The 25543-nt window shown below is 44.6% G+C and carries 15 protein-coding genes; 7 read left to right on the top strand and 8 right to left on the bottom strand.

Annotated elements, in window-relative coordinates; all coding sequences use genetic code 11:
* Positions 1 to 5: 5 nt before the first annotated feature.
* The 4 genes from LQZ07_RS07335 to LQZ07_RS07320 all read right to left on the bottom strand — a co-directional run bounded on the left by LQZ07_RS07335 (position 6) and on the right by LQZ07_RS07320 (position 12357).
* Positions 6 to 5399 (bottom strand): response regulator, encoded by a 5394-nt coding sequence (locus tag LQZ07_RS07335; RefSeq protein ID WP_152779928.1) that lies wholly within the window; start codon positions 5397 to 5399, stop codon positions 6 to 8.
* 216 nt (positions 5400 to 5615) lie between these two features.
* Positions 5616 to 8438: a glycosyl hydrolase family 8 gene (locus LQZ07_RS07330; RefSeq protein WP_152779930.1), complete on the bottom strand. Its 2823-nt coding sequence runs from the start codon at positions 8436 to 8438 to the stop codon at positions 5616 to 5618.
* A gap of 336 nt (positions 8439 to 8774) precedes the next feature.
* Positions 8775 to 11330 carry a glycosyl hydrolase family 8 gene (locus tag LQZ07_RS07325; protein ID WP_152779932.1) on the bottom strand — a complete coding sequence of 852 codons (2556 nt, stop codon included), beginning with the start codon at positions 11328 to 11330 and terminating at the stop codon, positions 8775 to 8777.
* A 316-nt stretch (positions 11331 to 11646) separates the two neighbouring features.
* Positions 11647 to 12357 (bottom strand): pirin family protein, encoded by a 711-nt coding sequence (locus tag LQZ07_RS07320; RefSeq protein WP_152779934.1) that lies wholly within the window; start codon positions 12355 to 12357, stop codon positions 11647 to 11649.
* Between the two features lie 343 nt (positions 12358 to 12700).
* Between LQZ07_RS07320 and rsgA the strand changes: the two genes are divergently transcribed.
* The 3 genes from rsgA to LQZ07_RS07305 all read left to right on the top strand — a co-directional run bounded on the left by rsgA (position 12701) and on the right by LQZ07_RS07305 (position 16455).
* A complete protein-coding gene (rsgA, locus tag LQZ07_RS07315) occupies positions 12701 to 13756 on the top strand; it encodes a ribosome small subunit-dependent GTPase A (protein WP_152779936.1) in 1056 nt (351 codons plus the stop codon).
* Between the two features lie 151 nt (positions 13757 to 13907).
* Positions 13908 to 15320 carry an N-acylglucosamine 2-epimerase gene (locus tag LQZ07_RS07310; RefSeq protein WP_152779938.1) on the top strand — a complete coding sequence of 471 codons (1413 nt, stop codon included), beginning with the start codon at positions 13908 to 13910 and terminating at the stop codon, positions 15318 to 15320.
* 229 nt (positions 15321 to 15549) lie between these two features.
* Positions 15550 to 16455: an SMP-30/gluconolactonase/LRE family protein gene (locus LQZ07_RS07305; protein ID WP_194164060.1), complete on the top strand. Its 906-nt coding sequence runs from the start codon at positions 15550 to 15552 to the stop codon at positions 16453 to 16455.
* A gap of 62 nt (positions 16456 to 16517) precedes the next feature.
* Here the strand turns inward: LQZ07_RS07305 and LQZ07_RS07300 are convergent, their stop codons facing one another.
* From LQZ07_RS07300 to LQZ07_RS07285, 4 genes are all read right to left on the bottom strand, one after another.
* A complete protein-coding gene (locus tag LQZ07_RS07300) occupies positions 16518 to 16934 on the bottom strand; it encodes a hypothetical protein (RefSeq protein ID WP_152779942.1) in 417 nt (138 codons plus the stop codon).
* A gap of 195 nt (positions 16935 to 17129) precedes the next feature.
* Positions 17130 to 17378, bottom strand: a complete 249-nt coding sequence (locus tag LQZ07_RS07295; protein WP_152779944.1) for a YdcH family protein — start codon at positions 17376 to 17378, stop codon at positions 17130 to 17132.
* A 135-nt stretch (positions 17379 to 17513) separates the two neighbouring features.
* Entirely contained in the window at positions 17514 to 18359 is an 846-nt protein-coding gene (locus LQZ07_RS07290; RefSeq protein WP_016400918.1) for an enoyl-CoA hydratase/isomerase family protein, read from the bottom strand.
* Between the two features lie 427 nt (positions 18360 to 18786).
* Positions 18787 to 19662, bottom strand: coding sequence for a radical SAM protein (locus LQZ07_RS07285; RefSeq protein WP_152779946.1), 876 nt, complete (start codon positions 19660 to 19662; stop codon positions 18787 to 18789).
* Positions 19663 to 19967: 305 nt separating this feature from the next.
* Here LQZ07_RS07285 and LQZ07_RS07280 point away from each other — a divergent pair, with 305 nt between their 5' ends.
* From LQZ07_RS07280 to LQZ07_RS07265, 4 genes are all read left to right on the top strand, one after another.
* Positions 19968 to 20957, top strand: a complete 990-nt coding sequence (locus LQZ07_RS07280; RefSeq protein ID WP_152779948.1) for a zinc-dependent alcohol dehydrogenase family protein — start codon at positions 19968 to 19970, stop codon at positions 20955 to 20957.
* A gap of 246 nt (positions 20958 to 21203) precedes the next feature.
* The gene (locus LQZ07_RS07275; RefSeq protein WP_152779950.1) at positions 21204 to 22586 is read left to right on the top strand and encodes an MATE family efflux transporter; all 1383 of its coding nucleotides are present in this window, start codon (positions 21204 to 21206) and stop codon (positions 22584 to 22586) included.
* 21 nt (positions 22587 to 22607) lie between these two features.
* Complete coding sequence (locus tag LQZ07_RS07270) at positions 22608 to 23501, top strand: LysR family transcriptional regulator (protein ID WP_016400914.1); 894 nt, start codon at positions 22608 to 22610, stop codon at positions 23499 to 23501.
* A 286-nt stretch (positions 23502 to 23787) separates the two neighbouring features.
* Positions 23788 to 25521, top strand: a complete 1734-nt coding sequence (locus LQZ07_RS07265; RefSeq protein ID WP_152779952.1) for a hypothetical protein — start codon at positions 23788 to 23790, stop codon at positions 25519 to 25521.
* Positions 25522 to 25543 lie beyond the last annotated feature (22 nt).

Here is a 25543-nt window from a genome sequence, read left to right as displayed (position 1 = left end):
ATGCATCAACTGAGAAGTGATTTTAAGCGCTGCAACTGCTCACTCGCAGCTTCAAAGTCATACTCAGCTGCGGCCTTGTTAATGCCCAACAATTGCTTTTTCACCTCGGGCGGAAAAGCAAGATCTGCTAGTTCGTCGATACGCTCTACTGCATCAACGTCGCACTCTTCCAACTGTGCTTCTAGGGTGGTCAGTTCGGCCTTAAGTTGCTGCAGGTTGTTTTGCTGTTGGCTATCGTCTTCAGCTATCTCATGAGTAGTGCCTTTAGGCAATAACAAGTCTATTTCTTGAAAAACCAACTCTAGTAAAGTGCTTACATCTGACAATAAAGACTGGATCCGCTCGTGACTATTTTTATAACTATTGCTGCCCTCTGCCGACAATATACTGGCAGCAACTGCTTCAAGTTCGGCAGCTGCGGCTTGCAATGAAAGCGCTCCAATATTCCCAGCGTTGCCTTTTAGAGTATGAATTAAACGGGTAGCTAATACCCAGTCTGACTCACCGCAAGCTTGCTCAAACTGTTCCGTAAAACTGCGCTGGTTGATGCTAAATTTATTCAGCAGTTTGAAGTATAAGTTGGCGTTGCCATTACACGTTGCTAAACCAGCAGCCTGATCAATAATCTCGGGATTTAAGCCTTCGGTAATCCCCGAAGGCACTGGCTCTTCTTGCGCACTAACAGGTGCTGTTTGTTGCAAACCAGAAGCGCTAATCCACTCGGCCATGGTGTTTATCATAGCCTCAACATCTATCGGTTTGCTGATGTAGTCATTCATGCCAGCGCTTATCACTCGCTCTCTATCGCCACTCATGGCGTTAGCGGTCATGGCGATAATCACCAGCTCTAAATCAAACTCTCGAATCTTTTGAGTGGCAGTGTAGCCATCCATGACCGGCATTTGGATATCCATCAATACCCCATCAAAAGCACTTTGATGTAGCTTCTCTATAGCTAACTTGCCGTTTTCTGCTAACTCGCAACTTACCCCTATGCTGTTAAGTAGCTCTATAGCCAAGTCTTGATTTAACTCGTTATCTTCCACCAGCAGCACATGTGCGCCTTGTAACTTTTGTTTGGCTAAAGTGAGTTTGTCGCTAAGCTTGGCCAGCGGCGTATACAAGGCAACATCGCGCCCACTTACTTCAGCTATGGCGTTAAAAACTTCCGAAGCCGTAATCGGTTTAGCTAAATATGCACTAACGCCAGCATCTTCACTTTGCGCTTTAAAGCGAGCATGGTCATAAGCCGACACCATAATGAATTTAACCGGATGACTGCCAGCTTCTTGGCGAATTGCTTCACAAGTGGCCACGCCGTCCATATCGGGCATATTCCAATCAACAATGGCTACATCAAATTTATTAGAGTGTTTAGCCACTAAGGCCTGAGCTTCTGAGCCTGCATGCACCACGCTAACTTCTGGGCCAAAAGAGGACACAATAGAGGCCATGATCTCCGCTGCACTTTCGTTATCATCCACCACTAGAATACTCATATTTTCTAGGCTGGTTGGGCTAATTGCACTGCGCATGGCAGGCCGTTCGTGGTTTAGCTTAAACCATGCAGTAAACAAGAACTCGGTGCCTTCACCCAAGGCGCTCTCTAGCCAAATGTCACCTTCCATTAGCTCAACTAATCGCTTACAAATAGTTAAACCTAAGCCGGTTCCGCCGTATTGACGGGTGGTAGAGGCATCCGCTTGAGTGAATGATTGAAACAGTTTTTGTTGTTGCTCGGGCGAGATACCAATGCCCGTGTCGCGCACCGAAAACTGCAATTTGGCACGGTTGGTTTGCTGTTCCAATAATTTAACTGAGAAAGCAATTTCGCCCTGCTCTGTAAACTTAATCGCATTGCTGGCCAAGTTAGTGAATATTTGCCCTAAGCGAAGCGGGTCGCCCATAAGGTTATGCGGCACCGAAGGCTCGACCACTATGAGCACCTCAACCCCTTTATCCTGAGCCTTTAACTCGATTAAGTTGAGCTGGTTTTGCAAGATATCTTTAATGCTAATATCTAAGCATTCCATGTCCAGTTTGCCAGCTTCTATTTTCGAGAAATCGAGAATATCGTTAATGATCCCAAGTAAAGAAGCTGCAGCATGGGAAACTTTATTTAGGTAACCGCGAGTTTTGCGGTCCAGCTCAGCATTTAGCGCCAAGTGCGTCATGCCAATAATGGCGTTCATTGGGGTACGAATTTCATGGCTCATATTAGCCAAGAAATCTGATTTAGCTTTGTTGGCATTGTCGGCTTCATCAATGGCCAAGCTCAGCTGATTATTCAGATCTTTAAGTTCACTAATGTCGTAACACCAAAACAATACCGCTGGTTGGTCTTTAAACTGGGTATTTAAGTAGTTAGCCGAGCCGATAAATTGGCTACCATCGGTGCGTTTAAAGTTCATTTCGACATTGGCAACTTCCTCTCCCAAGGCCAATTTTCTGTAGCATTCATCGCGCTGGCTAATATCACAATAAATATTGGTAACTTGAAAATCATCCAGCTCATTTGCTTCCACGCCAAACATGTCACGGCAGGTTTTATTAGAAAAAACGGTTTTGTTATTTTGTACAATGGCTACCCCAATCGGCGCAGCATTGAGCATATCGAACAGCAGCTGCTCGCGTTGTTGGATTTTTTGCTCTGCTAACTCTCTGGCTTTGATATGTGAGGCCAGCTTTCGGTTCCAAAACAGCGTTAAAAATATTAATACCAAGGCACCCATAGAAATTTGAGTAACCAAGCCGTAGTCTACTTTTTCAACCAGTTTGTTAGGTACCCAGCTTAAAGTAATGTCATCACTTTGCTGTTGAGTTACAGCATCAATCGCTTTATTAATGATGCTATGTAACAAAGGCTCTGACTTAATCACAAACAACGTAGATACAATCTCTCGGTCAAAGTCAGCCGCGATCGCCATCTGGCTGTAACCACGCGTTTGAATCAGGTAGTTAAGCACCAACAAGCTATCGACCATGCCGTGATATTCACCATCGGCTACAGCGATAAAACCTTGCTCGGTGTTCTCTGGGTATTGCCAGTCAATATCGGGATAACGATTAACAATACTGCGGGTTTGCGAAGCTCCTTTTATAATGCCTATTTTCTTACCCGCCAACTGCTCAGCTGAACCAAAAAAGCCATCTCGCTCTAAGCCCATGTAGGCTAACTCGCTTTCCACCAAAGGCAGCGCAGGATGATAATCCAGTTCTAACCACTTATTATTAAGTGCCGCAGATACCAGCTTTACCTCGCGATTTTGAATCAACTTAAGAGAATCTTGCCAACTCTCGACAGGCACGGGTTTAAGCGTTAAACCCGTGCTCACACTTAATAGCTGCAAATAATCAGCCACTATCCCAATGTAGTTGCCATCTTCATCGAAGGCTTCATAGGGTAAAGCAGAAGGATCAACAGCTACCGCTACTTCAGGATTATCAGCCATCCAGGCTAATTCTTCTTTGGTGAAGTTGATTTGCTGGCCAGACAATTGGTGGCGCTCGTAACTGTCTCTTAGATCGGCCGTTTGCTCTTCGTTTAATAAAGTAAATCGACTGATATTTGGAATGCTGGGGCTACCAATTTGCGAGGAGCTTGTGGCTTCAAAATACAGAATAACCTCACCCACTTTATCGGGGTTGTTGTTATGCACAAAGTAGCTTTCTTTAGACAGCTTGCTCAGGTGGCTAATCTGCAGTACATCCACCTCTTTGAGTTGACCGTCTATTTCTTGAGCTTTAAATATCACCTTAGGTGGGGAGTCTGAGCTAACAACAATGGCTTTTATATTCGAATTTTTCTGAAAAACACCCGCGATATGTTTAATGATTTTAAGGTCATCATTAAAAATGTACGGAGCAAGCACATCACTCAATAAACTGGCGCGCTTTATTTGATTACTAAAGTCTGACTTGGCGTATAAGTCGTTCAGTTTGGAGTAATCAGCACTTTGCTTAAACTCCTGTAAAGCTTGATTAAAAATGTCGCGATAATATTCATTTCTAAAAGCAACGGCATAACCAACGTCGGCTTGCTCAAAAATGTCATGAACCACAAAATCACTTTGCAGTAAGGCCGTTAAGCCCGAATGTTTTATCGTCCACTCCAGCAAGCTTTGGTCTGCGATAATCACTTGAGCATTACCAGAAAAGAACTGCTCCAAGGATTGCTCTTGAACACCATATTCTTGATAGCTCGAAGATACCTTAGCAACGCCGGCTAAAGACTTACCTAGCACCTCAGATGCGCCCTCAAAGGCGGTTACGCTAAACTCAGCAAGCTGAGAGACCTTAGTAATATTGAGCTGATCGGTTTTACGGGTTAATGCCACATTGTGAAACTGCACAATGTTATCGGAATAAAATAACTCATCATCTTTTTTTGCCACCAAGCCGGCCGAAAAATCTAAGCTTTGATCCTCACTTAATATTTCATGAGCCCGCACAGTAGGAATTTGTTCTATGTCCCCTAGTTGATAACCTATAGAGGATAAGACTTCGCGAACAATTTCCAGCTCTAGGCCCACTTCAGAGCTTTGGTCATACATGTAGGGGGGGCGGCCAAAACCAAATGCTCCCGGCAGCAACTGCTGAGACGAACTGTCTGTTAACCAACGCCCACGAATTTTGTTGCGGGTAGCTATGTCTATTTTTTTGATCGACTTGTCGATGATGGATAGCAATACAGGAGAGTGTTTAGCCAAGCCCATATGAATAGGAATGTTTTTCCGCCCCAACACCACAGAGTTATTTTTAATGTTGCTTAAACGCAACTTGTTTTTGATATACAGCGCGGAACTCAGCTCGGCAATAGCAGCGTAGGCTTCACCGTCGGCGACTGCTTGTAGTGTATGCGACAGCTCTGGATAGGTTTTAAACTTTAACTGGGGAAAGTTTGTTTTTAACCAATTTACTTGCTCAAACCCTTCAACAATGGCAACCACTTTTCCGGCTAAATCATCAACACTGGCAATGGTAGGAACGTCGCTTTGGGTAAAGACATATTCGGTATGTAGCAAAAATGGATGCGAGTAATTAACAAAGTCTTGTTTGGCTGAGTCTAAGTACATCATTGGAATCAACGAGAACTCGCCACTTTTTAGGCCCTGCAACATGTCTTTCCATTGCATACCCAATTTGTAATCGAAACGAAGCCCAGAAATTTCTTCAATAACATCAAGGTACGAGCGAGTCACTCCATCAAAATCACCTTGAAGGTTAATAAATGCATAGGGGTAAAAGTTTGCATCGGGGGCTACTGATACAACCGTATTCTCAGCAATCCATTGTTTTTCTTGTTGAGTAAACTCTTCAACTTGAGATTGAGACCAAGCGTTGGCAGCTAGCAGTAAACTTAATATCGCTACAATTGCAGCGGTGATTCGGCTCAGCATATTCCTTTATCCAAGTCTGATGTGTAATTTCAACGGGCATTTAAGCTGATGATTTACTGCAAGAAGTAGAGAGCTACTTGGCTTAAATACTCACTAAAAGAGTAGTCTATTACTTGGAAGCTGCCGAATAGAAAGTGAGATTTGCGGCGATACAATTCACATTAATGATAAGTATAGAAATATGGCAGCTGGCGCTGCCATATCAGTCAATATCGTTTAGTTTGCGGGAGAGATTTTAATCCAATTTAGATTAAAGTTACCCTGCAAAACATTAAAACGAAGAGTTTGAGTACCACCACTGAGTGTTATGTTAGTTTTGTTCTGGCTCACCCAGTTTTGCCAACCACCGGTAGCCGCCACGTCACTGGCCGAGACTACAGTTTGGCCATCGGCCTCTAAGCTATAACGCCCGCCACCTGGATTAGAAGCTACTCTAAACTCGATGTTATAGCTGCCTGCAGGCAAATTAACCCCATACTCAAGCCACTCCCCTGCTGCGGTCCAACCAAGGTTATAACCGCCACCTACATCGGAAGTGATTTGTAGATCTACATCGTCACTACGGTAACTGCCCCCCGCATTGCCACTAGTGGTATCGTAATACTGGTTATAGTCTTCTGCTTGAATGAGTACTTCACTAGGAGTGCTTGGATTACCTCCACCAGTGCTGCTGCCGCTATATAGCTGGTACCAATCGAGCAAGGTATCGTTTTGCCCAACATCGGTTTCTAATACAAATTTAAGTGAGCTTGCTGCACTAGTTAAGCTAAAACCAATCGTTTGCTCGGTTCTGCTGGTACCGATAAAGCTAGCTGTCCCTACTTTTACATTGTCGGCATAAACACTAATACCCGCTGCCGTGTTATTGCTGGATGAGCCATTAATCACCAAGCTATAGTCGCCTGCTGCTAAGTTACTGCTGCTAACCGTTACCGCTTCACCATTTCCGTAAAGAATGACGCCAGCGTATGGTGACGTAATGGGTTGGCGATAAGACGGTGTAATCACTCCAGTTTCCAACTCAACTTGCTCAAGTAATTCTCCCTCTGTAGGCGGTGTGCCTCCATTATCATTAGCTGTAACAGTTATAGTCACGGTTGCGCTAGCGCTGGCTTGGCCATCACTAATGGTGTAACTAAAACTATCGCTGCCAACAAAACCACTATTAGGAGAATAATTTAATGAGTCACCAACTTGGCTAACGCTACCGTTGCCAGCTTGGGTATAACTGGTAATAGATAATGCATCACCGTCGGCATCGCTATCATTTTGCAGTACCGCAATGCTTACTGCGGTATCCTCTGTGGTCGTGCTGCTGTCGTTATTGGCGTTTGGAGGGTTATTCCCACCAGATGGTGGAGGGGTAACTACATCACACTCACCCGCTGGACAAATAATTCGATAGTTACCGCTTAGTGCCAACATGCCAAACATATACAAGGTACCGTCGTAGTAGCGGTATTTTCCGCTTGGTACCGGGGTATCCCAAAAAGCTTGAATAAACTCCCATGAACGTTGGTTGTTAGAGGCCAAACTCGCCAGCGCATTCATGGCCACTAAGCCTGGGGAATGATCAGAATTGTTTTGATAAGGCGTTCCATCTAATTCATACAAACTCGCGTAAGAGTCGATGCCTTCACTCTTAAAGAAGCTCTGCAGACTATTTACGTAGGTAGTTTGCCAAGGGTCGGCTTGCCACCAAGCGAAGTCCATTGCTGCGTTGCCCACGGTGCGCCAAGCATCGTATTGGAAGGTATCTTTCCAGTTTTGGAAATCACCATGTGGCGTACCATCAAAGTAAGCATAATCGGGGCTTAAACCGTTAGCAGGGTTAAGCGTTGTTTTTAAGAAGGCGCGACTGGTGACCGCTAAATCAGCCCAAAACGCATTGTTATTGTCGGCCCAACGCGCCCACAACTCATAAAATGCTGGCAGGTGGTATGAAGGATCGGTCCAGTTTCTGTCGGTTGGTGTAGCTGGAGAAAACACTATTTGTTTTTCCGCATGGTTGAACAAACTAAATTCTTCTAACTGACCTTGGTTGTTGTAACGGGTCTCGCCGTTACCATACATGTCTTTTAAGATTTGATTCGCTTGCGCGCTGTAGTTGAAAATACCGCTGCCATCTCCCCAAAGGTGAGAGGCAAAAAATAAGGCGGTTACAAAATACTCTTCACCATCGGGGGCCGGATTCGCATCTTGAATATTGCCTGAAGTGCTCACCTTCCAAGCAAAGTAACCTTTGTTGTTACCCGATTTATTGAGCGAATAGGTGTGCGCCCACTTCCACAACTTGTCAAAGTCATCCTGACGGCCCATTTGTACTGCCATCATCATGCCGTACGACATGCCTTCACTACGCACATCGTTGTTGCCCACATCCCAGATATAGGCCATGTCGTTGCCAACCGGAATAAAAATCGCTTGGTTAGTCGTATCACTGCTATGGAATAGCTGATCGTAGACCGCTTGTACTTTGGCATCTACTTCAGCTTTGGAGTAACCAAGCTCTTGGAACATGTTGCGGTATACACCGGTGTCGTAAGCGCCTGCGCTAGGTAAAACGGGTGCATCGGGCAGCGGTGCAATGTCACCAACTCGGTGTAACTCATACCAGTCGAGAAAGGTGTCATTACTTCCGTTATCGGTTTCTAGTCTAAATTGAAGATTAGCCGAACTTGGCTGAGTTTCGAGCTTAAAATTGATGCTATTTACTGAGGCGCTCGTCCCCGAAAATTCTGTAGCACCGATTTTTTGGCCGCCGAGATAAACGCTAATACCAGCAGCATTATTGGCACTACTTGCTCCTCGAATATCAAGGCGAAACTCGCCCGGAATATTTGATATTTGAGCCGATGTTTCAAGCCCATCATTATTGGCATAAGCAGCTACACCATTAAATGGGCTGTTAATTAGCCCCGAATAACCAGGCAGTAAACTGCCATTCTCCATTTCGAATTTTTGTAGTACTTCGGCCGAACATACTGGAGATAACACCCCAATACTTAACAGCGTTAATACTGTTCTTTTAAAGATCATTCCTTTTATCCTCATCTATGCAATAACGCACTTCAGCCATCGAATATTATTTGGTTTTTAAACGATTGGATCGCCCATATCAGTATCGGTAACTAGAGCAAAGGCCAAATGCAGCACAAACCATAGCAGCGCTCAAAAATTATCCAAGGCAGAATGAAAGTGATCATGAAAGAGAAAAGAAATAACGTACAAATTTCATACAGAAATGTGAACAAAGTTAACAAAAAGTTAACGTTAACATTCACAAAATTATGATAAGGATTTTTGCATTAAAGCGCTAAAAACTAAAAGAGAGGCTAATGCCTCTCTTAAATTGTTTTGCTTTAATCAATTAGCTTAATTACAGCTTGAGCCTCCAAGTGTGACTACTTCAGCAGGCGTGTTTACTGTGCCTTTAGAGCCTTGTAAACCAAAGGTCACCGATTGCCCAGGTTGAATCGTCGAGTTCCAAGATAACGAGCTAGCCACATAAGGCTGACTACCGGTTAGCGTGCTATTCCAGCTGCTAGTAACGGAAGAGCCGTCACTGTACGCCCAGCTCACTTGCCAGCCATTTATCGCAGTTGTACCTTGGTTGCTAATAGTAATACTGGCCACAAAGCCACTATTCCAATCATTATCTACCGTGTAGCTACACACCGCGCCGCCAGGGCCGTTATCTGAGTTGCTAACCACAATGCTTACACTATAAACATCACTAGCACCCTTACCATCGCTTACCGTTAAGCTTGCTTGATAAGTACCAGCAGCACTGTAACTGTGGCTAGCTGTAGCCCCTGTGGCGCCATTATTATCACCAAAGCTCCAAGCATAACTCAGCACATCACCGTCTACATCGTTTGCGCAACTAGCGTCAAAATCAATTGACTGACCAACTGTTGCCGCGTCACTGCTCACGGTAAAACAGGCGCTAGGGGGGTTATTCACCGTAGTGTCTGTTACCGTAACAGACACAGTAGCACTTGCTTCTAGTTGCCCATCGCTAATGGTATAGCTAAAGCTATCGCTGCCCGAGTAATTGCTATTTGGCGAGTAACTTAAACCATCACCGACTTGGCTAACACTGCCGTTGCTTGCTTGGGTAAAACTCACAATGCTAATGGCATCGCCATCAGGATCACTGTCATTTTGCAAAACACTAACCACTAGCGGCGTATCTTGAGCAGTTGTGACGCTGTCATTTACCGCCACCGGAGATCGATTCTCGGTAGGTGGAACAACCGTATCACATTCTCCAGCTGGGCAATAAATCTGATAGTTACCACTTAATGCCAGCATGCCAAACATGTATAAGGTGCCATCGTAATAACGCCACTGACCACTAGGTACTGGAGTATCCCAAAGGGCTTGCACAAACTCCCAAGCTTGTTGATCGTTAGCCGCTAAACTAGCTAAAGCATTCATCGCTACTAAACCAGGAGAGTGGTCACTATTGTTTTGATAAGGCGTACCATTAAGCTCATACAGGCTTGAGTAAGAATCTATTCCTTCGCTCTTAAAGAAGGCTTGCAAGCTATTTACATATTGAGTTTGCCAGGGATCCTTTTGCCACCACGCAAAGTCCATTGCGGCATTACCAACGGTGCGCCAAGCATCATATTGGAAGGTGGTTTTCCAAGCTTGAAACTCGCCATGCGGAGTGCCATCAAAATAAGCATAATCGGGGCTTAAACCATTGGCTGGGTTAACGGTGGTTTTCAAAAATGCGCGGCTGGTAGTAGCAATGTCCGCCCAAAATTGATTGTTGTTGTTCGCCCAACGCGCCCACAACTCGTAAAATGCAGGAAGGTGGTAGGAAGGATCTGTCCAGTTTCTGTCGGAAGGTGTGGCTGGAGAGAACACAATTTGTTTTTCATTGTGATCAAACAGACTGATTTCCTCTAACTGACCTTGATTGTTGTAACGCATCTCGCCGTTACCGTACATATCATCAAGGATCTGATTAGCTTGCGCGCTGTAATTGTAAATACCTGTGCCATCACCCCAACGGTGAGAAGCAAAAAACAAAGCTGTGGCAAAGTATTCTTCACCATCGGGCGCTGGGTAGGCATCTTGTACGTCACCAGCGGTGCTTACCTTCCAAGCAAAGTAGCCTTTGTTAACACCCGATTTGTTTAGTGAGTAAGTGTGCGCCCATTTCCAAAGCTTGTTGAAGTCGTCTTGGCGGTTCATTTGCACCGCCATCATCAAGCCATAAGACATGCCCTCACTACGCACATCGTTGTTGCCTACATCCCAGATGTAGGCCATATCATCACCCACCGGAATAAATATCGCTTTATTGGCGGTATCAGTACTATGGAATAGCTGGTCATATACCGCTTGAACACGTGCTTCAACCTCAGCTTTTGAGTAACCAAGCTCGGCAAACATATTGCGGTATACGCCGGTATTGTATGCCCCATCACTTGGCAATACTGGCGCCGCAGGCAAGGCAGCTATATCGCCTACACGATGCAGCTCAAACCAATCTAAATAGGTATCGTTACTGCCATCATCGGTTTCTAATTTAAACGAAAGGCTCGAGTTAAGCGGCATCGTGTCTAGTTTGAAACTAATGCTACCAAGCGATGCTGCAGTGCCCACAAACTCTGTTGCACCTATTTTTTTATCATCAAGGTAAACACTAATACCCGCTGCATTATTGGCGCTACTCGCGCCACTAATATCTAACCGAAACTGGCCGGGTGTATTACTAATTTGCGCTGTAGCTTGCACGCCATCATTGTTTGCATAAGCTGCAACACCGTTAAACGGACTATCAATTGCGCTTGAGTAACCGGGTAACAAACTTCCATTTTCCAGCTCAAACTTTTGTAGTAACTCTGCTGAACTTAATGGCGACCATAGCGCTAGGCTCAATAAAGCCAGCACGGGTTTATTTGAGATCATTCCATTTATCCTCTTACATAGTTGGCCCTGAGTGGCAGGTGTTGGCTAAGGCTATGAACACCCCTCACCTAACAGCTCAAGTAATTGTTTGTTGTTTGCTGTAGTTGCTTTTATATGCAGCGCAACCATAGCAGTAAGAGGAAAAAGCCCAAGTTAAAATGCAATCTATCATTATGAGTGATGAAAAACTGTACGTTTTTATGTTTTTTTTGTGAACAAGATAAACAAATGTTAACGCCAACACCGCCTATGCATAAGGGTTTAACTAAGAAATAGATATTACTTAATGGATAATAAAACCTGCCAATTACGCGGTTCAGGCACTGGGCAAATCAAACCAAAGCGCTTCTAGGGCGTAGCTTTCAGTTTTTATGCTTAAGGCTTCTTCACCTGATACACCTACCCCATCGCCGGGTCGAACCGTATAAGCACTACCAGAAGCTTGCTGCAAGTTTGCTGCACCGCTAACCACATGCAAATAGCCACACGCTTTCATCACTTCTAGTTCAAACTGGCTATTCGGCTTAAGTGCAAGGCGATAGAGTGCAGCGTCTTGATTCATAATTAGCGAACCATCGCGGCCATCAGGAGTGACAAGTGGGGTTAGTAACTCCTCCTGACTAATCCGCGCTTGCTGGTAGGCAGGAGCCAAACCAGTTTGCTGCGGTTTTATCCATATTTGCAAAAACTCTAAATCGTCAACATCAGAGCAATTAAACTCGGAATGACTAAGCCCAGTGCCTGCACTCATTACTTGAATATCACCGGCAGGAACTTGATAACGATTCCCCATGCTATCTCGATGTTCAACGGCGCCATGGGTTACGTAGGAAATGATTTCCATATCTTTGTGTTGATGGGTGTCAAAACCCTTGCTGGGGGCAACACTATCTTGATTAATAACTCGCAATACTGAATACCCCATGTGTTTGGGGTCGTAATAATTGGCAAAGGAAAAACTGTGTTGGCTTTTAAGCCAACCTAAATCAACAGATCCGCGTTCACGTGCGGGTCGAAAATAATGCATACCCTACTCCACTTCTCTTGCTCGTGTTAGTAATAAAGCTTTAATAAGCTATACGCAGTTATTCATAAGATCGTTTTAAACAGTGTGGCTGTTAAGCCTTAAAGATCCAAGACCTGATTTGTCTCAATAGTTATTCAAGTAATTGTGGGGTTCGCCCACATCATTTGCTATTATTTAGCCGATTTTTAGTCAATAGCGAGGATACAAAATGATTGTAATCAACCCTTCTCGGGCTGAGGAACAAGCGTAACTCTGTTACTCCTGCTCAGCCCGGTTATTACCGGGGCGTAACAACGACCCCTATATTCTTTTTATAGCACAACTGTGCTTGGGGTAATCTCAAATGGGTATTTCTTTTTCTCTATCTCAACTTGGATGGAAACCCTTTTTTCAACAACAACTTAATTTAGACGAACTAAGTTCGTACACTGCTGCGCGCGTATTTGAACAGCACCGCAGTGAATATTTGGTCGCTAGTGAACTTGGCTTACAACGCATCACCATTCACCCCAATATGCCTAAAATGGCCGTAGGTGACTGGTTATTGTTAGAGCAAGCCAATACACCCGAGGCTAAATTTGTAAAGCAACTCGAACCCGCTACCTTATTTAGCCGTAAGGCAGTAGGTACCCGTGCAGAACTACAGCTAATTGCCGCTAATGTAGACACGGTATTTATCGTATGTTCATTGAACAATAACTTTAATCTAAGCCGTATTGAACGTTATTTGGCCTTAGCTAATGAAGCAAAAGTAGACCCAGTGGTGGTGCTAACTAAAGCCGATACTTGTGACGACGTACCCAGCTTTATCCAGCAAGTACAAAAGCTTGATCCCATGTTAATGGTTGAAGCAGTCAACTCGCTGGATGCCAACGAGGTGGCCAAACTTAACCCTTGGTGTAAGCAGGGCCAAACGGTTGCCTTTATGGGCTCTTCAGGGGTGGGCAAATCTACCCTAATTAATACGCTGTTAGGTGAACAAACTAGCCAAACAGGGGAAATTAGAGAAGCCGATAGTAAAGGTAGGCACACAACCACGGCGCGCTCAATGCACCTAATGGAGAACGGCGGCTTACTGCTAGACACTCCCGGTATGCGTGAGCTACAACTCAGCGATTGTGAAGAAGGGGTAAATGCCACCTTCAACGATATTACTGAGCTCGCCGAGCATTGTAAGTTCGCCGATTGCCAACACAACAGTGAGCCCGGCTGCCAAGTGCAACAAGCCATAAGCCAGGGCCTACTGGATGAAAGGCGCTTAGTGAACTACCACAAACTAATGCGTGAGCAACAGTTTAACGCCGCCAGCGTAGCTGAGCGACGAGCCACCGATAGAGACTTAGGCAAGTTTTATCGACGTGTTCAAAACAGTGTTAAGCAGTTGAAACAACGCGGGTAAACCTTATAGGCGATAGCGTATTGCTATCGCCTATCTTCCAACCATCCTATCTATCAATAAGTCAGCTAAAACTGTGTACTAACACTGATTTTTTCTATCGATGCTCAGATAAACTCTTAAGCGATGGCGTTTTAGCTTGAGGAAATAGACTGTGAAACGAGTATTACTCAGTGTGTGTTTAATTGCTAACGGCAATGCCCAAGCGGGCGATTTGCAAATCCCTTCTGCCCAGCGTTGGCTTGATAGCGTAGAAAATGAGCTGGCTCCTTTTTGGTTACACCAAGATGCCCATGGTTCACCGATAGGTAACTTTCCAACTTATCGTTGTAACGACGGCTCCGCTTTTACTCAGGCTAGCCCCTGTTCTGAGCTCAACGCGGCTCCCAGCTGGATGAAGCCCCATTTGGGAGAAAGCTACACCCGCATGCAAGCTAGGCACACCTTTGTTTATGGGGTGATCTTTCACCTCACTGGTGATAAGCAGGCCTTGCAACTCGCCAAGGCTGGCGTTGACTACTTGCGCACGCATTTACTAGAAGAGCAAGGCTCAGTAGTGAGCGTGACCGAAAACGGACAATCAAAATTTTCAGCTAAACAACGTACCACTCAAGACCTTGCCTACGCTCAATTAGGCATGGCCTTTTACTACTACTTAACCGGCGATAAAGCAGTACTCAATGATCTACTAAAAGTTAAAGATTATATATTTGATAAATATTGGGACGAGCAACAACAGCGCTTGCGCTGGGTAAATGCGGCATCCACCAACGGCACTGGAGAAGAAGTTGAGCTTGTGGCGCAACTCGACCAAATAAACGCCTATATGTTGCTAATATCGCCATTGCTACCAGAGCCTCACAAAAGCCAGTGGGATAATGATCTTTCTAAACTGCTTAACACCATCACGCAGCAGTTTTTGCGCCCCGATGATTTCCGTTTTTGGGGCACCAAGCACGGCGATAATTACCAACCAGACTCTGCCCGCCATAATGATTTTGGTCATACGGCTAAATCTTGGTGGATGAGTTGGTTAGCCGCCGAGTATTTAGGCCAACAGCAACTTGTTAACCAAAGTAAGCAAGGCCTTCAGGCCACCTTGCAAGCTGCCTTTATTGAACAAGGCGAAGGCGGATGGCGTCGCCTACCTAATGGCGCTCCAGCTATTTGGTGGGAATATGCAGAACTCGATCAAGCGGCCGCAAGCCTAGCTTTAGTCGAACCTAAGGCTAAACGTTACCTAGCCAATACCTATCCACAATGGTTTGAGCGTTTTATCGCCGAAGATGGCGGCACCTATCCGGTTGCCAATCAGGGGCTCAAAATTCATCTTTGGAAAAGTGATTACCATGCGCTCGAGCATGCACTCGTCGCCTATCTCACTAGCGCTCAACTAAATGGCGAAAGTGCCCGTTTATACTTTGCCATGCCCGCAGAGCAAGCCGCTTTGCGCCAACCTTATTTTTATCAAGCTAAAACAAGCCAAGCTAAAGCCTTTGATAACTGGCAGGGTTTAGCCATTAGCCAAGTTAACTACCAAGATATTGGCATTAAGCGAGCGAAATAGCCTGTAAAACAACTTGGCCGACTAAAACTGTTCGGCCAAGTGTTTAAAGCGCTCTTAATAATAACGCCCTCTTCTACAAGCACCTGTTAACTCCACCTGTTCTTAACTCACAAAGATGCTGAAACCCGATGAAACAAAACATCCCCAAGCTACGAAGTGTTACCATCGATCAGGGTTTAATGAGATGAGATAATCCCATTCAGTGGGCATGTGTAGCAAAGGAACAAGAATGTCGCAGCAATATACCGTGGAATGTATTTGGCAAGCCGAAGCGCGTTTAGGCGAAGGCGTTGTATGGATAGAGCAAGAGCAAGCGCTCTATTGGGTAGACATTCTTAAAGAAACTTTACACCGCTATCAGCCAAGCTCAGGAGAGCAACAAAGCTGGTCGCAAAAGCCTATGATTAGCGCAGTTTTACCGACCCAGATACCCGGAGAAAGCACCACCTTTGTCGCCACCTATGCCGACGGCGTTAAACTGTTACGCGACGGAACAGTTTATCCTTTACTAGACCCAGAACCTCAGTTACCAGACAACCGCCTTAATGATGCCTGGGTTGCCCCAAATGGTGATCTTTGGTTAGGTTCAATGGATTGCCAAATAAAACAAGACTCAGGAAAATTTTACCGCTTAACGCCAGCGCTTAGCCTTAGCTCGTTAAGTGAGCAATACTGGGTCACCAATGGCCCAACCTTTTGTGATAAACAAGGCTACGGATATTTTGTAGATACCGAAAACTTCATCATAAAACGCGGCAAGCTTAGCAATGATGGCAATATTAAAGAACTACAGGATTGGCTGCACGTAGACCGCAGTTTTGGTAATCCCGACGGAATAACTATCGACGCAGAGCAACACATTTGGGTCGCCCACTATAACGGTGCTCAAGTAAGCCGCTATACGCCGGAGGGAAAACTCGAACGGCAGATTGCCATTCCAGCACTTAATGTCACCAAGTGTGCCTTTGGCGGGCCAAAGTTAAGCACCTTATATGTAGTGAGCGCTCGTGAAGGCATGAGTGAGCAACAGCTACGCGATTATCCGCTAAGTGGCGGCGTTTTTGCCATAGAACTTGATGATATTAAAGGTATAACAACACCAACGTTTGCTATCAAAGAATATCCGGCGGATTAGTGAGCTTTCCCAATCAAAAAAGCTCAAGCGCTAGCTTGAGCTTTTTAAATCAATAGAAAAAATTAGAGGCTTAAACAATCATCATAGCTTTTAAGTTTGCCTACAAAACCGTTTTTACCTTCTAGATTGACCAACAGGGCAAATCCATAATTAAGTACATCGTTATCATCTTCGCAAACTTCTTTTAAAGCACTTTTGGTAATGGTTGCAGCCGCCGCTGGCCCCCACTCCATACGATTGTTTTTTAAACGGTATTCATGAACAATGACATCCCCCGACAAATAACATCCCCCTTCAAGATTTTTGGTCTTGTACCGAAATAAAGAACATGAATCTACAATTTTCTCTCGTAATTCTTCTTTATGAGGAGCATTTAGGTCTGTGTGATAACTCGCTACAACCTCTTCAACTGTTGGCCTTGTTGCGGCGCAAGCCGACAAGACTAAAGTCACTAATAAAACGGGGAAACTCTTGTTCATACTTCATCCTTGAAAACAGTAAGCTCGAGATTTAAGCATTTAGTATTATAAAAATCAATAAGACATAAAAATCTACCCATGCCTGAAATAAAACATAAGTAAATCATACTGTCTTGGTTTAAACATATGCAGCAACCTAACTAAAGTAACTTACTCTCTGGCTTAAACTCGAGCCTTGGCTCTGCTGGCTTTTTGTTATTCCTTTTCCGCTTGCAAGATCCGCTGATAGAGCGAGTCTTTTAGCAGAGAACGGTCGTGCTTTAACTGGTGCATGGCTTGATCGTCAATCGGTGAATTGCTGAGTTCTAAATCTCTAATTTTATTGTCTAAGTTTTCATATTGCTGAGCATCTTTAGCAAAATTTTCGTCGCTGTTAACTAAGCTTAAAATACTTGCTTTAGACTTAGGGAATTCGTGCAGTAATGAATGGCTTTCACCTAGCATAGTGAACCTCTTATTTTGTTGATTGGGGTGAATAAACTATTCGCTTTAGCGCTTGGCTTGATGAGCTATAGAAATAAGAAAGCTCCTCGTTTCTCTTTCGAGTTAACACCGTAGGAGCTTTCTTGTTAGCTTGTTCTAGTTAATATCTTGAACATTCATAACTAACTGTTCCCAGTTACGCTGGTTCTCGATATCGTGCTCTAAACCCTGCTCGTCAGCAATTTGGAAACGCTTAACAGCAGGCGTTTTACTGGTAGCTTGGTATAGCCAATAAGCTTCTGCTTTAAGCGCTTCATCTATCGGTTTATCGATTGACTCGTACACCATCTGCTTACAAGCGTTAATTGATTCGGCAGGGAATTTAGATATACGTTGCGCGAGCGCATCAACATAAGGGCCAATTTCATCAGGTTCTAAGGCCTTGTTAATGGTGCCGTAAGCTTCTGCTTCGTCAGCACTAAAATCACGCGCGCTTAATACAATTTCTAAAGCACGACCCAAACCTACTTGGCGAGCCATACGTGAAGCACCTCCGCCGCATGGCAAGATGCCCATGCCCACTTCCATTTGCATGAATTTGTATTTGCCGCGTGCTGCAAAGCGCATATCACAAGCTAAGGCAAACTCATGACCGCCGCCACGGGCAAAGCCTTCAAGTTTAGCAATGGTCGCTTGAGGCAGTTTACTAATGCGCTCAAGCACTGCTTGTAAGTCGAGTAGTTTTGCGTCTTCGCGAGATACCGCCTCCGTCGACATGTCTTTAAGCAAGTCCGTATCATAATGACATACCCAAATTTCTGGATTTGCCGATTGAAATACCACCACTTTTACACTGCGATCGCGTTCTAAACGCAGCGCCAAACCGTTTAGGTCAGCTAGCATCTCCTGACCTTGTACGTTAACCGTTCCAAAATCAAAAGTGACATATAAAATCGCGTCATCTTGTTTTGCGCTAAATGTTGTGTAGCCTTGGTAAGCCATATTCAGTTCCTTCCATTTTATGATTGTTTCGTTATCAGCCCGTGGATAACTAATTACAAAGTATTCCTAGCTCATTGTTTAAACAATCAAAGAAAAAACGAAACTAAATAAAGAAAAAATTAACAATGTAAGCCGTTGAATTTAATGATTAATTTAGAGTTCAAACATAAGAGAAACCTAATTAATGCATGGCTACAGCAAGGTCGAAAAGTGTTTCTAACCTGAACACACAAAAAGCAGTTCATCACTACAAACCGAAACTCGCTTAATAAGAAAAATCTTGAGAAATAACAGGTGGTGGTGAATGGCAAACTAGCATTAAAAAGTCACTTTAAGCTTTATTTAAACCAATAAAAAAAGCGGCTCTAGTGCAGCCGCTGATTAACTTGATGTTAAATGTTTTTAGATTAAATTTCTGGGCAATTTTCTACCATGCATAGGTCTCAATCGCATTTTTCTTCGCCATTGGATTATGCGCGATATGCTGATTAATGTTCTGCAAGAAAGATTGGCGAACCTCGGGCCAAACCCCGCGCATAGACGCTATGTTGTTACCATGGTCACCCCAGTAATAACACGGGAAATCATCCATGTTTTCCAGCAAGTACTTTTCCTCTTCTAGAATCTGTAGCGGTGTGGGTAGAGCAAACTCTCCCCGGTGTAGCTCCCGCTCCAACTCGCTACCCGGTTGAATAGCAAGCGCCATTGGCGCAATCGCATCTGGACGCATAATATTAAGCAAACTAGTGGTGTTTTTTGCATGCTCAACAGAGCGCTCTTTGCCACCAAGACCAAAGATAAACGAGGCAAGCACTTGAATATTTGCTTCACGCGCCATCTCCATACCTTTAATTGCATGCTCACGTGTCATGCCCTTTTTAATCCGCTCCAGCACGATAGGGTCGCCAGACTCTAATCCTGAATAAGCAGTAGTTAGCCCCGCCGAACGCAGTTCTTTTAGCTCCGACATACTCTTACGACGAAAATCGTTAAAGCCCGAATACAGCGCCAAGTGCTTTAGCTCAGGAAAGGTCACTTTTATTTTATCTAGGATCTTTAACAGCTTGTCGGTGCGCATCGCCATTACATTGCCGTCGATAAGAAATATTGACTCGACTTGGCGATGTAACAATCTCGCTTCATCAATGTCTTTAAAGATCGCCTCAAGCTCACGCACTTTAAAACGTTTGTCGTCGAACATAGTACAGAAGGTACACTGGTTATTGCTGCAACCTAGCGTGGTTTGAATAAGTACACTCTTGGCTTCCATCCAAGGACGATAGATTTTACCTTCATAATGCATATTAGGTTCCTCAACCTAGGGCGTTTATTGCCGAGAAGTCTACTGCTATGTCTGAGCAGGGATAAGAAAGTGAAACGCATAATCAGTGTTAATAAAAATTTAATAATGCAGCTAAGGTAAGGTCGCTGATAAACCTACTTCCAAAATGTTATTAGGGCCTGATAGGTCTCACTATTCCAAGTGACACTTCATTATTAACAAAAACTTAAAACTGATTTTGTATTTGTCCTTCTTATCAAACTAAGCATGCTGCCTATACTGAACCCCAATCAATGACAAACAATAACGGATAGAGGTTCATCATCATGAAAGCAACTGTGATTCGCGCATTCGGTGACAGCAAGGTATTTGAAACAGCAGAAATAGCCAAACCAGAGCTTAAATCAGGTCACCTGTTAATAAAGGTTGCGGCGTCTAGCGTTAACACCATCGACATGATGATTCGTGACATGGGTGAAGCCTTACCTTTTCACCCTAAGCTCCCAGGTGTTTTGGGAATGGATTTCGCGGGTACAGTTGAAGCGGTTGGTGAAGGCGTAAACAACTTTAAGGTTGGAGATGAAGTATACGGCTGTGCTGGTGGTCTTGGTGAACTGCAAGGCTCGTTGGCAGAATACATGCTGGCAGACGCGAATTTAGTGGCTCACAAGCCAAGCAACATCTCAATGCAAGAAGCAGCTGCACTACCGTTAGTGGGTATTACCGCCTACGAAGGTTTGGTTAGAGCAGGCATTACAGCAGGTCAAAAAGTACTTGTTCATGGTGGTGCCGGTGGCGTAGGACATGTTGCACTACAACTTGCTAAACATTTTGGAACTGAGGTTTTTGCAACTGGTGCTGCTGGCGAGCAAACCGATCTCATCGCAGCGCTTGGCGCAACAGCAATCGACTTCAAAACCGAAGCCGTTGCAGACTATGTTGAAAAGTACACCAAGGGTGCTGGATTTGACGTGATTTTTGATTCAGTGGGCGGTGCCAATATCAATAACTCTATTGAAGCGGCCAAGCTAAACGGTCAGATTGCCACCACGCTGTCTATGCACGAACAAGACTTAACCATGGTACACATGAAGGGCCTGTCTTTACATGTTGTGTTTATGCTTTTACCGATGATCTACAACCAAGGTCGAGCTGCGCACGGCAAGATCCTTGAAGCACTGGCAAAAATTGTTGAGGCTGGCGAACTAAAACCAGTACTTGATAGCCAACAATTTGCCCTAGCCGATGCAGCGGCAGCGCACGATCGCCTAGCCAGTGGTCAAGCAATTGGCAAGGTAGTCGTTGATATTAACTAAGGTCTGTTGATCTTTGGTGTTGAAATTTTGTTCGGGCAGCATTTCTTAGCCATTTATTCAGCGTTAGCGAGTGATTATTAAGCCCACTTAAATGCACACTCACTGCCTTGCCTAAATGGCTAATAAATTGCTGCAAAAACCATCAGCAAAGGCCAACAGACCCTAGTCGCTACCCATAACGCTTAGTGGCTTGCCGTAAAGCAAGCCACTACTGTTTCTGCCCTCACCGAAACCAAGGTTATCTAGATGTTTGCTGTATCGCCAACCTTAACACTCATCATCAAGCGCACGCTGCCACTCACCGTGGGTTTGTTTGCCATTATGTTGGTGCAACTGGTGGATTCGGTATTTATCGGCATGCTTGGCCTTAACCAGCTTGCGGTTCATAGCATTACCTTACCCTTTCAAGCGGCGTTTATTGGTATTCAAGTAGGTATTGGGGTTGCGGCAACGTCTATTATCTCTAAGGCCTGTGGCTACCGCGATAAGCTAAAATCTCAAACCGTTGCCACATTAGCAGCGGCTGGCGGCACCTTGTTTATCACTCTACTGGGCGTGGTGTTGTGGCTGTTACAAGAGCCAATATTGGCGACCTTCATTGCCTCCGATGTAAGCTCGGCAAAACAACTAGCGTTGGCAGCGATCTTTAATCGCTATTGGCCAGTTTGGCTGTTAAGTGCTATCTCTGTGGCCGCGCTATACTTGGTATCTTGTGTCTATCGAGCAAATGAAGATACAAAAACCACCGGACAAATGTTCCTGTTGGCCAGTATAATCAACCTGATACTAGACCCTTTGCTTATCTTTGGTTTTAACATGGGCATAGTAGGGGCAGCCCTTGCCTCTACCTTAAGTTACGGCATTTGTACTCTGTATATGCTGAATAAAGCACGCGGCAAACAGTGGTTTGCTGCTATAAACTTAAGCTCACCCAGCAGCAGTACTGATCAGCTAGCCATACAAAACTCGCCCTATTTTTACTATGGCAAAGAGTTAATTCGCACTACGGTGCCAACCATATTGAATCAGTCACTGCCTTCATTAAGTGCTTTTATTTGTATGCTGCTAATTGCTCAGATTGGCACCGAGGAAATCGCCTTCTGGAGCCTATTATCTCGACTAGAAAGCTTTCTTCTGGTTTTTACTCTAGCTTTAACCATGGCCATTCCGCCTATTATTGGCCGCTACCTTGGTGAAGGTAAGCTAAACGAAATTGTTGAGGTGTTAACGGTTACCGCTAAGTTTTTACTGGTATTCCATCTAGCAGTCGCTCTTATCGCAGCGATTAGTTCACCCTATATTATTCCGCTGATAAGTGCTGATAAGATGATGCAAAACTGGTTTAGTATCGCTCTGTGGATCATTCCTTTTAGCTATGCACCTCTTGGCCTTTGCATGCTGGTGGTTTCAGCATTTAATGCCTTAGGGGAAGCTCGCCGTGCCTTGTTTGTATCTATGGTTCGTTTATTGGTTTTATATGTTCCAGCCATTTGGCTTGGCACATCAACAGATAGCATTATTCAAACAATTATCGCGGCTTGTATTGCCAATACACTTGCTGGCGCATACGCATGGTTTAAGCTAAAACAATGCACTGCGCTTTACTTTACCCGTTCACAACTTGCCTAACAAAAAGGTCTAAATAACACGATGAATATTGAGCACCTCCGCTTGTTTGTAAGAGTCGCAGCCACCCATAATATTAGCCTTGCGGGAAAAGAACTTGGCTTGTCTGCACCAGTAGCCAGCATGCATATCAATAAACTTGAAGAAAGCATTGGCGCTCGACTTATTCATCGCACCACCCGTAAGGTTTCACTCACCGAGGAAGGCGAAGCACTTTTGCCCTATGCCGATGAGATACTGGCCAGTGTTGATGCGGCCCGCTCAACAGTGGGAACAGGCAAAGCCCAAGCAACGGGTACATTAAGAATTACCGCTCCCGCTTCCTTTGGCCGGATGCATGTTATACCTGCTCTAAAAGGCTTTTTAGATAAGCATTCAGAGCTATCTGTAGATATTCGTTTGACCGACTCCATGATAGATATGATTGAAGGTGGCTTTGATGTTGCCATCCGAGATGCAGATCTTAAAGACTCAACCCTTATTGCTAAAAAGCTGGCTACCGATAAACGGATTATCTGCGCCTCGCCGGATTACCTTGCAGCATACGGAAACCCAACATCCCTCGAAGATTTAAAGCACCATAGCTGTATTAAGCAAATGGGTTTTGATACTTGGAGCTTCAATACCCCTAATGGCCTGCAAAACATAAAGCTAAAAAGTAGAGTTCGAGTAGACCACGGAGAAGCGGTACGCGACGCAGCCTTGCAAGGTTTGGGGGTTGCCATGTGTGCTGAGTGGTTAGTCTACAAGCAGCTAGAAAATGGCAGCTTGGTCGAAGTACTACAAGATTATAGCCTTAATGATGCGGCTGCTATTTGGGCGGTTTATCCCAGCTCTCGGCTATTGGCACCTAAAGTGAGAGCCTTTCTTGATTACTTCGCAGAATACTATGGTGCTCCCCCTTATTGGGAAAACTAGTCCAGATTATTACTCCCCCTAATAAAACACTTAGGCGATGCCTTAACCAGATAATTGGCAGCCCAAATAAAGCTCATTGTTGAGCGTTATATCGCCTTTAAAGTGCGCTACAAAACATCCTACAACTTAGCCCTACGGCTAATACAAAACCGCTAATTAATTGTTTAATCACTTATTAATGGAAGTGCCTTTTTATCAATGACTTAATAGCCTTTTTTCACCTGTAAAGTTGAAGCTCAAAGCGTTTCATCTGAAGGTAGTTAATCAAATATACACGGAGTTTTAGATGAAGAATGTTCTTATCGCAGGCGGTTTGTTAGCCATTGGGGCCGGAGCGGGTGGCTACTGGTATTCTCAGCAGGCTACAAACCTTAATAGCGAAGCGGGTGCACTCGCGTATATTCCTGCCGATACTGCGGTATTTTCTGCTCAACTAAAACAGTTCCCAATCAAAGCCTATGTTGATTCAATGGCAGGTTCATACAACAATTTACCAAGTGATGCTTTTGCCGAAACAGATGTAAGTGACCCTCGTGGTAAGTTTTTCATTGCCTTATTCGAAAGCTACAACGAAGCACTAAAAGACGGGCAAACCTTTGTAGATACCTTTGGTTTAGCCAACGATATTCACAGCTACTTTTATACTTTAGGCATCGTCCCAGTACTTAAAGTAGAAGTAAGCAAAGCCGATGCTATTTGGGCATGGTTAGATAAAGCCGAACAGAAAAGTGGTTTTAGTCACACTAAACAAACGCTTAGCGGCGTTGAGTATCGCGCTTATCGCTTAAGTGATGACAGCGACTCAGAAACCGCAGATTTAATCGTAACCGTAAACAATGGCCTACTTACCATTACTTTAAATACCTCGCTTAATGAAAACAGTTTGTTAGAAACCGCATTAGGCCTTAAACCAGCAGAACAGCCGATCAACACCACCACATTAATCCAAGACAGCCTAACCAAGCATGGCTTCATGGAAGAAGGCATTGGCTTTATTAACCACCAAGAGATTGCTAAAGCTATAACCACAAAAGATGGCAACCTGCTGGCAAAACACCTTACTAAGTTAGCCCAAATGGATAATAGCAACGAGCTTACAAGCTTACGGACTCCAGTTTGTGAGCAAGAGTTTGCCAGCATTACCGCTAACTGGCCAAAAACGGTAATGGGTTTTGATAGCTTAAGCATCAACGATAAAGAAAGCAGCTTTGGCGTGCGCATGGTGGTAGAGAGCAACAACAGCGTATTACTTAGCGCCTACCAAGCGATGAGTGGCTTTATTCCTTCTTATGCTTCAAACACCGAAAATGCGGTATTTAGCATGGCTTATGGCATTGATGTAAACCAACTGGTGCCTTCATTACTATCCGTTTGGGAAGAAATGCTTACCCCTGATTACCAGTGTGAGCCGCTACAAAACGTGCAAATGGCTATGCAGCAACAAAACCCAGGCATGGTTGGCATGATGACCGGCATGGCTAACGGCCTTAAGGGCATTGGCATGGCTGTGTTTGATTACAAACTGGCTGACATTAGCCGCCCAGAAGAGCTAGAAAGCCTAGATGCCATTATTAGTGTGTCTGCCGACAACCCAGGTGCCTTGTTCGACATTGCCAAACAGTTCTCACCAGAGCTAGCCAGCGTAAGCTTGCCAGCCGATGGCACACCGGTTGATGTTAGCCATTTATTGCCGCTACCACCTACCACCAACATACAGCCCCAGCTAGCACTTAAAGGTAACCACCTTGTATTGTTTAACGGCCAGCGTGCTGCAGAAGTGAGTCAACAGCTAGCTGCAGAGCCAGTGGCCAATAACGGGCTTTTAAGCATGTTCATCGACTACCAGCAAATGTTTGAGCCAATTATTAGTGGTATTGAATTAAGCGGAGAAGAAGTGCCACAGGAATTGATGGACTTAAAAGACTACCGAATTAAAGTGCAAATGAATATGGCCGTGAATGACCAAGGTATTTCTTTTGGTTCAAGCATGACCAGCCAAGCTGACAACGCTGTAAACTAAGCGAGTCTTTGCAACCAATAAG

Origin of the sequence: Agarivorans sp. B2Z047 (assembly GCF_023373605.1) — a bacterium.
GTDB lineage: Bacteria > Pseudomonadota > Gammaproteobacteria > Enterobacterales > Celerinatantimonadaceae > Agarivorans > Agarivorans albus.
The sequence above is the reverse complement of the archived record's forward strand: the minus strand, read 5'-3'. Positions and strand labels throughout refer to the sequence as shown.